At 53.8% G+C, this 13,773-nt stretch carries 15 protein-coding genes and 1 pseudogene; 2 read left to right on the forward strand and 14 right to left on the reverse strand.

Translation table 11 applies throughout. From position 1 onward, the window contains the following. Positions 1-7: 7 nt before the first annotated feature. Positions 8-160, reverse strand: a pseudogene (locus OCV63_RS11400) (IS256 family transposase); the annotation flags it as partial. Between the two features lie 402 nt (positions 161-562). Here OCV63_RS11400 and OCV63_RS17760 point away from each other — a divergent pair. Next, positions 563-916, forward strand: a complete 354-nt coding sequence (locus OCV63_RS17760; RefSeq protein WP_416862031.1) for a leucine-rich repeat domain-containing protein — start codon at positions 563-565, stop codon at positions 914-916. A gap of 136 nt (positions 917-1,052) precedes the next feature. On the opposite strand, the gene OCV63_RS11405 is transcribed toward OCV63_RS17760, so the two are convergent. The 10 genes from OCV63_RS11405 to OCV63_RS11450 form a co-directional block, all read right to left on the reverse strand. Then, positions 1,053-1,568 carry an NUDIX hydrolase gene (locus OCV63_RS11405; protein WP_158363958.1) on the reverse strand — a complete coding sequence of 172 codons (516 nt, stop codon included), beginning with the start codon at positions 1,566-1,568 and terminating at the stop codon, positions 1,053-1,055. A gap of 110 nt (positions 1,569-1,678) precedes the next feature. Next, positions 1,679-2,461 carry an SDR family NAD(P)-dependent oxidoreductase gene (locus OCV63_RS11410; protein ID WP_158363960.1) on the reverse strand — a complete coding sequence of 261 codons (783 nt, stop codon included), beginning with the start codon at positions 2,459-2,461 and terminating at the stop codon, positions 1,679-1,681. Between the two features lie 18 nt (positions 2,462-2,479). Further along, entirely contained in the window at positions 2,480-3,304 is an 825-nt protein-coding gene (locus OCV63_RS11415; RefSeq protein ID WP_158363962.1) for a Cof-type HAD-IIB family hydrolase, read from the reverse strand. Positions 3,305-3,319: 15 nt separating this feature from the next. Then, positions 3,320-5,275, reverse strand: a complete 1,956-nt coding sequence (locus OCV63_RS11420) for a YgiQ family radical SAM protein (RefSeq protein WP_158363964.1) — start codon at positions 5,273-5,275, stop codon at positions 3,320-3,322. Between the two features lie 3 nt (positions 5,276-5,278). Then, positions 5,279-5,959, reverse strand: a complete 681-nt coding sequence (locus tag OCV63_RS11425; RefSeq protein WP_158363966.1) for an HAD family hydrolase — start codon at positions 5,957-5,959, stop codon at positions 5,279-5,281. Further along, positions 5,944-6,666: a pseudouridine synthase gene (locus tag OCV63_RS11430; RefSeq protein ID WP_158363968.1), complete on the reverse strand. Its 723-nt coding sequence runs from the start codon at positions 6,664-6,666 to the stop codon at positions 5,944-5,946. The genes OCV63_RS11425 and OCV63_RS11430 overlap by 16 nt, the downstream gene beginning before the upstream one ends. Before the next feature lies 1 nt (position 6,667). Then, positions 6,668-8,077: an RsmF rRNA methyltransferase first C-terminal domain-containing protein gene (locus OCV63_RS11435; protein ID WP_158363970.1), complete on the reverse strand. Its 1,410-nt coding sequence runs from the start codon at positions 8,075-8,077 to the stop codon at positions 6,668-6,670. Further along, positions 8,078-8,890 (reverse strand): GTP pyrophosphokinase, encoded by an 813-nt coding sequence (locus OCV63_RS11440; protein ID WP_158363972.1) that lies wholly within the window; start codon positions 8,888-8,890, stop codon positions 8,078-8,080. A 97-nt stretch (positions 8,891-8,987) separates the two neighbouring features. Further along, positions 8,988-9,665, reverse strand: a complete 678-nt coding sequence (locus tag OCV63_RS11445) for a M23 family metallopeptidase (protein WP_262670824.1) — start codon at positions 9,663-9,665, stop codon at positions 8,988-8,990. A gap of 47 nt (positions 9,666-9,712) precedes the next feature. After that, positions 9,713-11,161 (reverse strand): aminoacyl-histidine dipeptidase, encoded by a 1,449-nt coding sequence (locus tag OCV63_RS11450; RefSeq protein ID WP_158363976.1) that lies wholly within the window; start codon positions 11,159-11,161, stop codon positions 9,713-9,715. A 31-nt stretch (positions 11,162-11,192) separates the two neighbouring features. On the opposite strand from OCV63_RS11450, the gene OCV63_RS11455 reads away from it, so the two are divergent. Further along, complete coding sequence (locus OCV63_RS11455) at positions 11,193-12,155, forward strand: transporter (RefSeq protein WP_158363978.1); 963 nt, start codon at positions 11,193-11,195, stop codon at positions 12,153-12,155. On the opposite strand, the gene OCV63_RS11460 is transcribed toward OCV63_RS11455, so the two are convergent. Genes OCV63_RS11460 through rsmD form a run of 3 tightly spaced genes read right to left on the reverse strand, consistent with a single transcriptional unit; the run spans position 12,112 to position 13,772 of the window. Beyond that, the gene (locus OCV63_RS11460; protein WP_158363980.1) at positions 12,112-12,693 is read right to left on the reverse strand and encodes an ATPase; all 582 of its coding nucleotides are present in this window, start codon (positions 12,691-12,693) and stop codon (positions 12,112-12,114) included. The two genes, OCV63_RS11455 and OCV63_RS11460, sit on opposite strands and share 44 nt — an antisense overlap. Before the next feature lie 27 nt (positions 12,694-12,720). After that, a complete protein-coding gene (gene coaD, locus OCV63_RS11465) occupies positions 12,721-13,212 on the reverse strand; it encodes a pantetheine-phosphate adenylyltransferase (protein ID WP_158363982.1) in 492 nt (163 codons plus the stop codon). Further along, positions 13,209-13,772: a 16S rRNA (guanine(966)-N(2))-methyltransferase RsmD gene (gene rsmD, locus OCV63_RS11470; RefSeq protein WP_158363984.1), complete on the reverse strand. Its 564-nt coding sequence runs from the start codon at positions 13,770-13,772 to the stop codon at positions 13,209-13,211. The genes coaD and rsmD overlap by 4 nt, the downstream gene beginning before the upstream one ends. Position 13,773 lies beyond the last annotated feature (1 nt).

Raw genomic sequence — 13,773 nt, forward strand, 5'->3', positions numbered from 1 at the left:
TTTTTACTTATTCTGGAAGTCGTCCTTCGTACATGATACTCAACTCCCCGTAGACCTGGCCCCAGTCCCGGATGATAGTTGTCCATTTCTTAGTAGCCTCGAAAGTGGCCAGATATAAGGCTTTTAACAGCGCTGTATCACTTGGAAATACGCTTCTCTGAGTTAACTTTGATTGGTTTAAATAAATCATTAAATTTCATAGACTAGGTTCTCCTTTACTATTCAATCACAAAATATTCCTTAAATATTCGAAGCCAAATAATAAGCATCTTCATTTGCGTCTCTTATGCGTCCAACGTTTGTACAATCACCTATCATATGTACACTACATGGCAAATCATAAAATGCATATGCTTGATCACGATTTGGTCTTAACCCGGTTGCAATAATAATATCATCACAGGAAGAGATTACACAGTCCAACTTTTCGTCCGCATGCCCAAGTTTCCAGTTGAATTTACTTTTACACTTTCCCGTAAAAATCTGATATGATATTCTTGTCGCAAATAAAAGAAAGGAAAGACCCCATGCCCTGACAAAGCTTGGTCTTTCCTTCACCAAATTGGTTGCATACCTTGGCCATGAGAAAGATATCCGAATTCCAGACGGTGTTGAATCAATAGGAGAAGATGCATTCTCATATACACCTATTAGAAACGTGGTTCTTCCTTCCACTGTGGTTGAAATAAAAAAACGTGCATTCTCACACACTTGTCTGAAATATATAGATTTATGTAATGTAGAATGCATTGGACAGGAAGCCTTTTGTATTTGCAAGCTAGAGACATTAACAATACCTAAATCTGTAAAAGAAATACAGGCGGAAGCATTTGCCTACTCAGGGCTTGTATTGGAACAAATTGAGAATTATTCTAATGTGAAAATTGATGATCGTATATTAATAACTTATAGATAAACTGGACACGATCCGGAAACCTCTGATTAGAGACCGTCCAGCCTTTTATTAGATTGTTCGAGGCTTTTCGCGGAGAACAAGGGTGAAAGCTTTTTCACCCTTGTTTTACTTTTCTGCATCTAAAGATTTCCTTCCCTCAACTCCACTCCTCCCCCAAAAACTCCCGCCAATCCAGTTCCTTTCCATCCAGCACACACTCTTCCAGCGTATCACCGTCGTAGGCAAGCTTCAGCGAGAAAAACGGGACTTCCTGTTCCAGGAGCTTGAAAAAGACCTTATCGCCTACCCAGAGCTCCAGATCGCGGATCTGCTCCTTCGGGACCCATTCCAGGTCGCCTTCCCTGCAGTTGTAGTCCAGGTCGCCTTCCCAGCCGGTGGCTGTGTAGAGGCACATGTACTGGGTCTCTACGCCCTTCAGGGCGAAGGTCACAAGTCCGCGGAAACGATAATCCGTCAGCGTCAGACCGGTTTCTTCGAAAGTCTCCCGCAGGAGGCAGTCCTCCGGGCTCTCATAGGCTTCCGCATGGCCGCCTACGCCGATCCATTTGTCCTGATTCACGTCATTTTTTTTCTTGACCCGGTGCATCATCAGGAGCTTGTCGTCCTGTTCCAGATAACACAGCGTCGTCAAGGTGCCGACTGTTTTTTCCATAAGAAAACTCCCCCTGTAATTAAATTAAATTCATTGTATCACAGAGAGAGTTTTACTTCCAGAGCATTTCCGGAAAACCATATCAAATTTTGTAGTGCCGATTTCCGTCCTCAAAAGGAAAACAGCATGGCGGAAAGCCACGTCATGACGCCCGGGGGCAGTACGCCGGAGGCCGCGCGGACCAGCTTCATGCTGCCGCCGCAGACGGACACGGCCTTGCCTTTTTCCGCGTCAAATAGGGCCTTCCGTACCACACGCTCGGGCTTTATCAGGAACAGGCGCTTGACCGGGTTCAGCTTGATGCCGCCGGTAGCGAAGAAATCGGTCTTCACCGGGCCCGGACACACGGCGGTCACGGAGATCTGGCGGCTGCGCAGCTCTTCCTTCAGCGCTCTCGACAAAGACAGCACGTAAGCCTTGCTGGCCGCGTAGGCCGCGAAGCCCGGCTGTGGCAGAAAGGCCGAACCGGAATCCAGCTGGATGATCCGGCTTCCCTTCCGGAAATACGGCAGGCAGGTCATGGTAACCGCGGTCAGCGCCCGGCAGTTGACATCGATCATATTTAAGATCTGATCCACATCCTGGGTCTCCAGCTTTCCGGCATGTCCCAGGCCTGCGGAATTCACCAGGATCCGGATCACCGGCTTTTCCTTTTTAAGCAGAGCCGCAAGCTCTGTACAGGCGTCCTTTTCCGCCAGATCCATGGGCAGGGTCCGAATCATCGTTTTCTCCTTCAGCTCATCCTGCAGTTCCAGTAGAGCCTGCTCTCTTCTTGCGATCACCCAGATTTCCGATATGGAGCGGTAGCTTTCCGCTATCTGGCGGACGAACTCCCGGCCCATGCCGGAGGACGCTCCTGTTACGATCGCGATTGACGCTCTCTTTTTCTCCATCACTGCCACCTCCCGGTTTTATCCAAGCAGATATTTGTAAATGGCTTCTGCACAGCCATCGTGGTCACAGTCCGCCACGGTGACATCGGAGACCGCTTTCACAGAATCCAACGCATTTCCCATGGCCACGGCAAGGCCTGCCGTCCGAAGAACACTTAAATCATTGTCCGCATCCCCCACGGCGATGCTGGCGCTCACCGGAATGCCCAGGGCCTCGCAGAGCTTTGTAAGGCCCACGCCCTTATCGACGCCTGTGGCCGTCAGCTCCAGAGACGAGCTCTCCGCATGTACCATTTCCACGGGAAGTCCGGCTGCCAGGATACGCTCCTTGGTGCGATCCCGGGATTCCGGACTTTTGTGATACAGATTGATCTTTTCTATGGGCCATGGATTGGCCATATAGAAGCCGTATAAGTCATCGTGGGCTTCTACGGTTCTGGCATGCAGTTCCTTGTAGGGACCCATGCCATAAAGCTCAATGTGTGCCAGCTGGTTGGTCTGTTCGATGGATTTTTCATCCAGAATGTGCAGCATAGCTTCTTCCTTCCGTGCCAGGAGGAAAATTTCTTTGACAGTGGGGATATCCATGGTGTTGGAATAAATCACCCGCTGCTCCTGAAAATCGTAGACCATGGCTCCACTGGTGCAGTTCACATAGCGTAGGCCCGGGATCAGTTCCCGGAATTCTGTCAGCTCCGGGCGACAGCGGCCGGTGGAAAGTACCACATCTTTCCCCGCGGCCAGAGCCTTTTCGATGGCCGCCTTGCAGCCAGGGCTGATTTCTTTTTTGCTGTTTAATAGGGTACCGTCCATATCCAGGGCGATCAGTTGATATTGGTTCATAGATGGATCCTCCTGTTATTTCTTCTTGTGTACGTTCCGAATCGTCTTCTTTTTCGCTCCGACGTTATTCCGGACATTTGTTTCCGCTTGTTTTGTACGTCCGCCTGCTTTGTTCCCGGAACTGTTTTTTCGGAAATCGGTTTTCTGTCCGCTCCGCTCTCCGGGTCTTCCGCCCGCGGGGCGAAGCAGGCACTTGGGGCCGTAGCCGATAAGATCCCGGCGGCCGCAGCGCTCCAGGGCTTCCCGTACCAGATCCCGGTTCTTCGGATCCCGGTACTGGATCAGGGCCCGCTGCATGGCCTTCTCATGGGGATTCTTCGGCACGTAGACCTGTTCCATGGTGCGGGGATCGAGGCCCGTGTAATACATGCAGGTGGACATGGTGGAGGGCGTCGGGTAAAAGTCCTGCACCTGCTCCGGCATGTAGCCCAGATCCCGGCAGTACTCGGCCAGCTCCACGGCCTCCTTCAGGGTCGATCCCGGATGGGAGGACATGAGGTAGGGCACCAGATACTGCTTTTTCTGTAAGGTTTCGTTCATTTTCCTATAGCGGCGGCAGAACTCCTCGTAGACACTGCGCTCCGGCTTGCCCATCTTCGACAGGACCGCGTCGGACACATGTTCGGGAGCCACTTTCAGCTGACCGCTCACATGGTACTCGCAGAGCTCCTTTAAAAAGGTCTGGTCCGGATCCGCCAGCACATAGTCAAAGCGGATACCTGAACGGATGAACACTTTTTTCACGCCGGGAACGGCCCGGAGCTTTCGAAGCAGGCTGATGTAGTCGCTGTGATCGGCCTTCAGGTTTGGACAGGGCTTCGGAAACAGGCACTGTCGTTCCGGGCAGGCTCCGGCCTTTAACTGCTTGTCGCAGGCAGGCCGCCGGAAATCCGCGGTGGGGCCGCCCACATCGTGGATATAGCCCTTGAAATCCTTATCTTTGGTCATGGCTTCCGCCTCCCGGAGCAGGGATTCATGGCTCCGGGCCTGGATGATACGCCCCTGATGGAAGGTCAGAGCGCAAAAACTGCAGGCTCCAAAGCAGCCCCGGCAGCTGGCCAGGCTGAATTTAATCTCTGAAAAAGCCGGGACGTCGCCTTCTGCCAGACAGGAGGGATGCACCGCCCGCTGAAAGGGCAGATCGTAGACCTCGTCCATTTCCTCCTGAGTGAGGGGCTTCGCCGGTGGATTCTGTACGATAAACAGATGTTCGGAATACTGCTCCGCCATCCGTTTGCCGCGGATGGGATCGGCGTTCTTCTGCTGGATCCCGAAGCTTCTGGCATACAGGGTCTTATCTGCCTTCATGCTCTCGTAATCCGGCAGGAAAATGGCGTCATAGATGTCTTCTTTATGGCTGGTCTTATAGACCGTCCCATTTACAAAGGTCAGATCCCGGACAGAGATCCCGGAATTCAACGCATCTGCTATCTCCACGATGGACCGCTCGCCCATTCCATAGGAAATGAGATCCGCGCCACTGTCCAGAAGCAGGGAGCGTTTGAAGCCGTCCGCCCAGTAGTCGTAATGGGCCATGCGTCTCAGGCTTGCCTCAATGCCTCCCAGGATGATCGGCACATGCTTATACACATGGCGGATCAGATTGCTGTAAACCATATCTGCCCGATCCGGGCGCTTTCCCATGACGCCGCCCGGTGTAAAGGCGTCGGTCTTCCGGCGCTTCTTCGACACGGAATAGTGGTTTACCATAGAATCCATATTTCCGGAGGAGACGAGAAAGGCGAGTCTGGGTTCCCCGTAGATCTGAATGCTCTCCGGGTTCTTCCAGTCCGGCTGGGACAGAATCGCCACGCTGTAGCCGTGGCTCTCCAGCACCCGTCCGATGATGGCCGGGCCGAAGGAGGGATGATCCACGTAGGCGTCGCCGATGACGTAGACGAAATCCGGCTGCGCGATTCCCCGTTCTTCTAATTCTTCTTTTGTCGCGGGCAAAAATCCCTGCTGTCTCATGTATTACTCCTGTTCCTGTGCCAGCGTCTCGTAGGATCCGTCCAGCACCTGATAAAAATCGTGAATATAGTAATCGGCCAGTCTGCGGTTCTCCGCCTGCCGAGCTTTTGCATAATCATCGTAGATCGAACATACTTTCGCTCCGGCTGCCTTTCCGGCCTGCGCGCCCGCGGGCGTGTCCTCAAAGACCAGACAGTCCTCTGGCGCTACGCCAAGCTCTGCCGCCACCTTAAGGTAGATATCCGGCGCGGGCTTTCCGGCCCCGGCCTCGCAGGAGGTCATCAGGCACTGGAAATACGGCGTCATCTTCTGTCCTTCTACCACGGCGTCCAGAAGCTCCCGGCCATTGCTGGTGGCAATTCCGGCTTTGATGCCGTGCGCCTTTAAGTATTCCAGGAACTCCCGCGCGCCTGGCTTTAAGGGAACTTCGTGGGCGTACTTTTCCCTGGACATGGAGATCCACTCGGCTTTGATAACATCCAGGCTGTCCGGCAGACAAAAACGTTCTTTAAAATAGATGGCCGTCTCCGAAAAGCTCATGCCTTCGATGGCCTGCTGAAGTCCCGCCGGGACCTCCAGCCCATGACGGCCCAGGTATTCCACGTCGATGGCGCCCCACATCCACATGGAGTCCACCAGCGTTCCGTCCAGATCAAAAAGGACTGCTTTTATTCCATCCAGCATCCTGTCTCCTCCTTCAAGTTTCGAATCTCTGTTTCCGTAAGTGGCCTGCACGCGCCACATTTCAGGCTCTCATCCAGCTTCAGGCTTCCCATGGAAAGACGTTTCAGATACGTAACCTCACAGCCGATGGCTTCGAACATCCGTTTTACCTGATGGTAGCGTCCTTCCCGGATGGTTACCTCGATCTCCGATTCCGGACCGGACTGTAAGATATGTAAATCCGCCGGAAGGGTCTTTTTCTCATCACCGATATCCAGGCCCTCGAAAAAAGCCTGCACATGCTCCGGCTCTACCTGACCGGCTATCCGGGCGTAATAAGTCTTGTCCACATGCCGCTTGGGCGACAACAGATAATGGGCCAGCTTGCCATCGTTGGTCAAAAGCAAAAGTCCTTCCGTATCCCGGTCGAGCCGTCCCACCGGGAACAGATCCGAACGGGCGTTCTCGGGTAAAAGCTCCAATACCGTATCAAGCTTTTTATCCTCGGTGGCGGAGATATACCCGGCCGGTTTATGCAGCATCCAGTATTCCACCTTGGAAAATGTGGCCTCTTTTCCGGCTGCGCAGACCCGGTCGCCTTCCTGAATCTTCGTCTCCGGCTTTGTGATTTTCTTCCCGTTCACGGTAACTACGCCGCTTCGCAGCAGTTTTTTTACTTCGCTTCGGGTTCCGTATCCTGCCTCGCAGAGATATTTGTCCAGGCGCATGCTACCACCTCCATCCGGGATAATATTTATTCTTCAGGGTGCCGTTCGAAAGCTTGCCCCAGCCTAAGGGGTAACCGTCTACGCAGACCAGGCACCAGCCCTTCGCTTTGGGAGAAACCAGGTCTTCCAGCTCCAGTGTCTCGCCCTTCAGATACCGGACCACACGTTCGTCGTCCGCTTTCAGATCTGCCGTCAGGGCAAAGTCCTCTTTTCGGAGCGCCATGGCCAGAGCCTGGCTGGGCTCAAAGCGCTTCTGCTTCACTTCGCCCAGATAGAGACCAGTGCGCAGGAAACGCAGAGAACGGATGTTCTTGCCTGCCAGGGCCTCCGGCAGCAGGTACAGACGGCTGTCGTAGAGGCGGAACAGACGGGAATCCCACGCCACATGCAGATCCTTTGCAAAATCCAGCCATTCCTCCGGAAGCTTTTTCAGTATCCCTCTGGCGTCGGCTTTTTCTTTCCGCTTGGGGAAACCCGCGCCGGAAGCATCTGGACAGTCAGGCAAACATTCGTTCTTTTGCAGTAATGCCACAAAATGGCCTTCGCCGTTCAGCCTGTGCGGAAACAGCCGCGCCGCCTCCGCGCAAGTATCAAGCCCCGGCGCAAAGCCAAGATCCGCCCTGTCTTTCGGAAGCGGCAGAGGAAGCAGGGTAAAGCCCTCCTCCTGCATGAGCCGTTCGATGGTTTCCTCATTTTCATGTCGGGAAAAGGTGCAGGTAGAATACAGGAGCAGGCCGCCCGGACGCAGCAGCTTTGCCGCCGCAGTCACCACAGTCCGCTGAATCCCGGCATAATAATCCGGCCCTTTTTCCAGCCAGTCTTTTACCATAGACGGCTCTTTTCGGAACATACCCTCGCCGGAGCAGGGAGCGTCCACGAGAATTTTATCGAACCAGCCTTCAAAATAGTCCAAAAGCCGCTCCGGAGTTTCACTGGTCACAAGAATGTTGCCAGCGCCAAAGAGCTCCAGATTCTTAAGCAGGGCTTTTGCCCGGGAATTGCTGATGTCGTTGGCTACCAGAACGCCCGTTCCGTGAAGCCTCGCCGCCAGCTCCGTGGCCTTGCCGCCGGGAGCCGCGCAGAGATCCAGCACCCGGTCGCCCTCTTCAATAGGCAGACAGGCCGCCGGCGTCATGGCGCTGGGCTCCTGGAGATAATAAAGACCCGCCGCGTAGTACGGATGCTTTGAAGCCTGCTCCTGTCCCTCCAGGTAAAAGCCGTTCCTGGTCCAGGGCACCGGACGCAAAGAAAAGGCCGAAAGAGCCTGAAACTCCTCCGGACGCAGCTTCCCTGTATTGACACGAAGGCCGCGAAAGCCTTCGTTCCCTTCATAGCTTTTCTCCCAGGCGTCGTATTCACCGCCCAGGAGCTCTCTCATTTCCTCTAAAAAGGATTCCGGTAACTGTAACATCTATTCCTCCGTAGGTAAGGACTGGGCCCGATAGCCCTCCGCAATCAGGTCAAGCTGCCGGTCAAAGCGCTCCAGCTGATCGATGTCATTCATGGCGTAAATCCGATAAAATTCATCCTGAATCTTCAGGATCTCCCGCTTATTGGCCACCCGGTACAGGTTCTGAATGTTGTTCAGAATATCTGCCACGATATTGGCCTGAATCCGGAACGATATCTGGGCGTCCATGATCTCGCTGCGAACGGTAGACATCTCATTGTCCAGGGTAATAATCGCGTCCGCGGCGCCCAAAAGCCGCTCTTTGATGTGATCCGGGATGTTCCGTTTATATTTATACTGGAGGGAATGCTCCACCGTGGCCCAGAAATTCATGGCCATGGTGCGGATCTGCACCTCCATCTGCAGGCGCTTGGGGCCATCCAGGGTATCGACGGTATAGTAAAGGATGATGTGATAGCTGCGGTAACCACTGCTCTTCATTTCCCGTATGTAATCCCGCTCCTGCTTGATCTCCATATCCTTGCGGCCCCGGATAATCTCCACGACCTTATCGATGTCCTCCACGAACTGGCAGATGATGCGGATACCGGCCAGATCGTAGATCTTTTCCTCGATATCCTCCAGATCGATTTTTTTCTTCTGGCACTTATCCAGAATACTGGAAATGGTCTTGACCCGGCCCTCCACCTGCTCGATGGGGCAATAGAGTCCCCGATCCTGATGCTCCTTGATCAGGTGGTTGAATTTGGTCATAACCTCCTTGACCGCCAGCTCATAGGGGTTTAAAATCTCCCGCCACAATTGTATCTCCATAAAAAAGCTCTCCTTCTTGTTACTGTTCACTTTGTCCACAGTAACACACGCTTCGCGATGCACAGGAATCATGCTGACGCATAATTTTGCGCCTGCATCAGGGATCTTCCTGGGACACGGTAAGCCGTTCCTGCTCCAGGTAGCGCAGAAACCAGTAGGGATTGACCGCCAGTTCCTGGAATTCCTCACTCCGAAGATAAATTCCCAGATGTAGATGCACCGGAAACTGGCCGGAGGTACCCTCCTGCTTTCCATAGCCCGTATCGCCCATATATCCCAGAAGCTGCCCCGCCTTTACCACGTCGCCTTTCTGAAACTCCTCCGCGTAGGAAGCGAGATGGGCATAATAAAAATACACGTCATGGACACTCCGGATGCCGATCCGCCAGCCGCCTTTTTCCAGCCAGCCCACGTTCTCCACCGTGCCGTCCGAGATGCTGACCACCGGATACACCCCACTTTTGTTCTCCGGCGGCATCAGATCCGTCCCTTCATGGCCGCGGGTTCCGCCGTAGGTTCGCTCAATGAGCCAGCTGTTCTCGAAGGTCACCGGAAGCTCCCTCTCCTTCCATTGGGGGATTGGGAAATATTCCAGATCTTTCCAGATATTCTCGTACAGCTCATAGTACCTTCGCGCTGTCTCTTCCGTCCGTTCCTGCTTCTTCTCTGCCCCGGCAAGCCCGGCCCGCTCCCGGATCCGCTGTTCGCTTCCCAGAATCACAAGGCCCAGACTCACCAGCAGTAAAAGCTGTCCCGCCGCTGAAAGCTTCCGCATCTGCCTCATCCACTCCGCATCAAAAATGCCTACTGGATACTATATGCTTAACGCAGCTCTTTTAGAACCTCTACTACAAATTCATAGATCCGTTTTGTGGAGGAAATGCTTAAGCGCTCCTTTGGAGTATGGATGTCATACAGATTCGGTCCGATGGAGACGCAGTCCAGACCTTCCATTTTACCGCTGAACAGGCCGCACTCCAGACCTGCATGAATGGCCATGACTCTCGGATTCCGGTCGTACATTTTCTTGTATACAGACACACAGGTATCCCGCAGCTCCGACTCATGACGGTACTCCCAGCCCGGATAGGAGCCCTTCTCCTCGTAGGTTCCGCCCAGGAACTCTACGCAGTGACGGAGACGGTCGCCCAGCTCCTGCTTCTCGGATTCGATGGAGCTGCGGATGCTGAAGGTAGCGGTCGCCTCTTCCTCGGTAAGGCGTAAGATACCAAGGTTCAGGGAAGTCTGTACGAGTCCCGGGATATCCATGCTGTCCTTGATGACGCCGTTGGGCACCATATGAAGCACATACATCAGAATGGACGCGCATTTGGGCGTCAGAGCCTGGCCGACAGCCTTTCCTTCCGATACGAAGCCCACAGTCACGCCTGCGTCGCTGGCCGCGTATTCAGTCTTGTAAATAGCGTCGAGGGCGGTCAGGCGTTCCTCAAAGGCCTGGCACTCTTCCTCCGGCACGTACAGAACCGCTCTGGTGCTGCGGGGAATCGCATTGTCCATGAGGCCGCCGGAGAGCCCGGCGATACGGAAGTTCACCACCTCGTCCAGCCAGCACAGGGCTCTGCCCATCAGAATGTTGGAATTGCCATGCTCCTTATGGATCTCCGCGCCGGAATGTCCGCCCTGCAGACCGTCCACGGTCACGGTGTAACGTACGCCCCCAGTCTCCTGATAGACTGCCGGGATATGCAGAATACCATCCATGCCGCCTGCACAGCTTACGGTAAAGATACCCTCCTCCTCAGAGTCGATGTTGATAAGTCTGCGGCCCTTCATATGGGAAGCGTCGAAATCCTTGGCTCCTAAGAGTCCCACTTCCTCGCCGGTAGTGAACAGGCACTCCAGACGGGGGTGGGACAGGCTGTCGTCATCCAGAATCGCCAGGGCGATAGCCACCGCGATGCCGTCATCTCCGCCGAGGGTGGTTCCTTTTGCGTATACGAAATCACCGTCTACAGCCACGTCCAGGGGATCCTTTGCAAAATCAATGGCGCAGTCCGCCTCTTTCTCACACACCATATCCAGATGGCCCTGGATAATGACAGTGGGCGCATCCTCGTAGCCTGCGGAAGCCTCTTTTACGATGACCACGTTGTTGAATTCATCCCGGGACGCAGAAAGGCCGCGCTTCTTCGCAAACTCCATACAATACTCTGCTGCGCCTGCCTCATTTCCTGATCCTCTCGGAATCTGTGTCAGATCCTCAAAAAATTCAAATACCTTCTTCGGCTCTAATCCTTCCAATACTCGCATATTCGTCCTCCTTGCTCTCATATAGATTTCTATGAGAAAAAAAATTATTTATATGACGGTCTGTCTTTTATTGCTTGGTTTTTTACTTCTGAACCCGGTGCAGGCCAGGGTGGCGTCCGCAGACGGACTGCTGCTCTGGTTCCACACCCTGCTTCCGGTGCTGCTGCCCTTTTTTATTCTCTCCCGCCTGCTGATCGCCCTGGACGGGGTCTCAGGCGTTACACAGTTCATCGCTCCCCTGGCCCGGGGACTCTTTGGTCTGTCCCCGAACGGGGCTTTTTGCCTGCTGGCTGGTTTTCTCTGCGGCTATCCCGTAGGTGCGAAGCTCTCCGCCGATTTGGTGCGGGAGGGACGCATTTCCCAGGAAGAGGGCGCGTACCTTCTCACCTTTACAAATAATGCCAGTCCCGCCTTCCTGACCGGCTACTGCCTGATCGAAGCCCTCGGAATGCCGGAGCTGATCCCAGTCTCCCTCTTCCTGGTCTACGGCTCCCCACTGCTCTACGCACGTCTGACCCGCCGGGGTCGGATTTTTCCAGATCTCTCCATAGAAAAAAAGACATCCGGATCTCAAATCAGCTTCAAAATCGTGGATGCCTGTATCATGGACGGCCTGGAAAATATCCTGAAGCTCGGCGGCTATCTCATCCTGTTCTCCATGTTGGCAAAGCTGCTGCTTCTCCTTATCGGCTCTCTGCCGCTGTGCTCCTGCGTGGCGGTCGGACTTCTGGAAATCACCAACGGGCTCTCCATTATTGCTCACACTTCGTTCCTTACGAAGCGCGCCGCCTGGGTGCTGTCACTCTTTTTCGTTTCCTTCGGAGGTCTGTCCGGCGCTGCCCAGACCGAAAGCATGCTGCTTGGAACCCCGCTTTCTGTTCCGGACTATCTGAAAGCCAAAGCCTGTACCGCCCTGCTCACCGCCTGTCTCGCCCTCCTGTACCTGGGACTTACTGATCTTCTTCCGGCGCTTCCTCTTCCGGCTGCTCCGTGATAGCCGGTCCAAGTTCTGCCCGGTTGCTTGCCAGAATTTCATTAAAGTTGTTCAGAGAATTCATCATAGATTCATAACGGGCTGCATGTCCCTCCATAGTCTGACGAACCAGATTCTGCAGGTTCCCCAGCATATCGTCGGTGTAGCGCATAGCCTGCATCCGGAAGTTATTGGCCTCAATGGTGGCTGCATCCAGACGCTTCTGAGCCTCCGCCTCGGCGGCTGCCATAATCTCATTGGCCTGTACATACGCCTGCTGCATGATCTCATGCTCGTTGATCAATTCGGTCGTATGTATATTGGCCTCCTTGATGATCGCGTCTGCCTTTGCCTGAGCGTCCGCCAGAATGGCGTCCCGGTTCGCCAGCACTTTCTGATAGCGCTTGATCTCCTCCGGGGTCTTCATACGAAGCTCCCGCAGCAGCTCCTCGATTTCCTCTTTATTGACGATGATATTCGTCTTTGATAATGTCTGCGGCTTGCAGCCGTCTATATACTCCTCGATCTCCTCGATGATCTGTTCGATCTTGCTGCTCATAAAACCGTTCTCCTCTCCATTTCCTATTTAGATTCCATAACGCTCATGCATCCGCTCCCGGATCTTTTCTTCCACGTAGGGCGGTACAAAGGCGGAAATATCACCACCGAAGGCCGCCACCTCCTTAACCGTGGTGGAACTGAGATAAGCGTACTCCAGACTGGTTGTGAGAAACAGCGTATCCAGATCCGGACTCATGATCCGGTTGGTCTGGGCCATCTGAAGCTCATAGTCGAAGTCTGTAATAGCGCGCAGGCCCCTCACAATAATGTGGGCCTCGCACTCCTTGGCGAAATCCACCAGAAGTCCCGTAAAGGAACGAATCTTGATATTCGGGTATTCCTTTGTGACCTCCTCTAACATCTTAACACGTTCTTCCACAGAAAACAACGGAGTTTTGGCGCGGTTGTTCAAGACGCCCACCACCAGCTCGTCCACGATCCGGGACGCGCGGATGATCACATCCAGATGTCCCTTGGTCACCGGGTCAAAGCTTCCCGCATAAATTGCTCTAATCATTCGTCTTCCTCATCCATCTCAATAAAGAGATGCTTATTCGTCTTGTATTTTTTCACCTTACGGATATGGTATCCCAGATTTTCGATCCAGTCGGTCTCCTCATTTAAGGCCGCCTCCAGAATGATGGTCGTATCTTCTGTCAGGAGGCTGGAATCCAGAAGATAACCGAGTACCTCCCGCTCCAGTCCCTTTCCATAGGGCGGATCCAGGAAAATGATATCAAAGGGCTCCTCGCCCTCCAGCACACGAAGGGCACCCAGGGCGTCCATAAAGAATACCCGCGCCCTGTCCGCAAGTTTTGTAAAGGCCAGGTTGTCGCCGATGCAGTCATAGGCCTTCCGGTTATTTTCCGCAAAGGCCGCATAGTCCGCGCCCCGGCTTAAGGCCTCGATGCCGATGGCCCCGCTTCCGCCGAAGAGATCGAGAAACCGACAGCCCGGGATCTCCGGCTGAAGCATATTAAATAAGGTCTCTTTGATTCGGTCGGTGGTGGGTCTGGTGTCCAGTCCCTCGATGCATTTGAGCGGCATGCTTCTGGCCGTTCCTGCTATGACTCTCATT

It is taken from the genome of Laedolimicola ammoniilytica, from assembly GCF_025567165.1.
GTDB lineage: Bacteria > Bacillota > Clostridia > Lachnospirales > Lachnospiraceae > Laedolimicola > Laedolimicola ammoniilytica.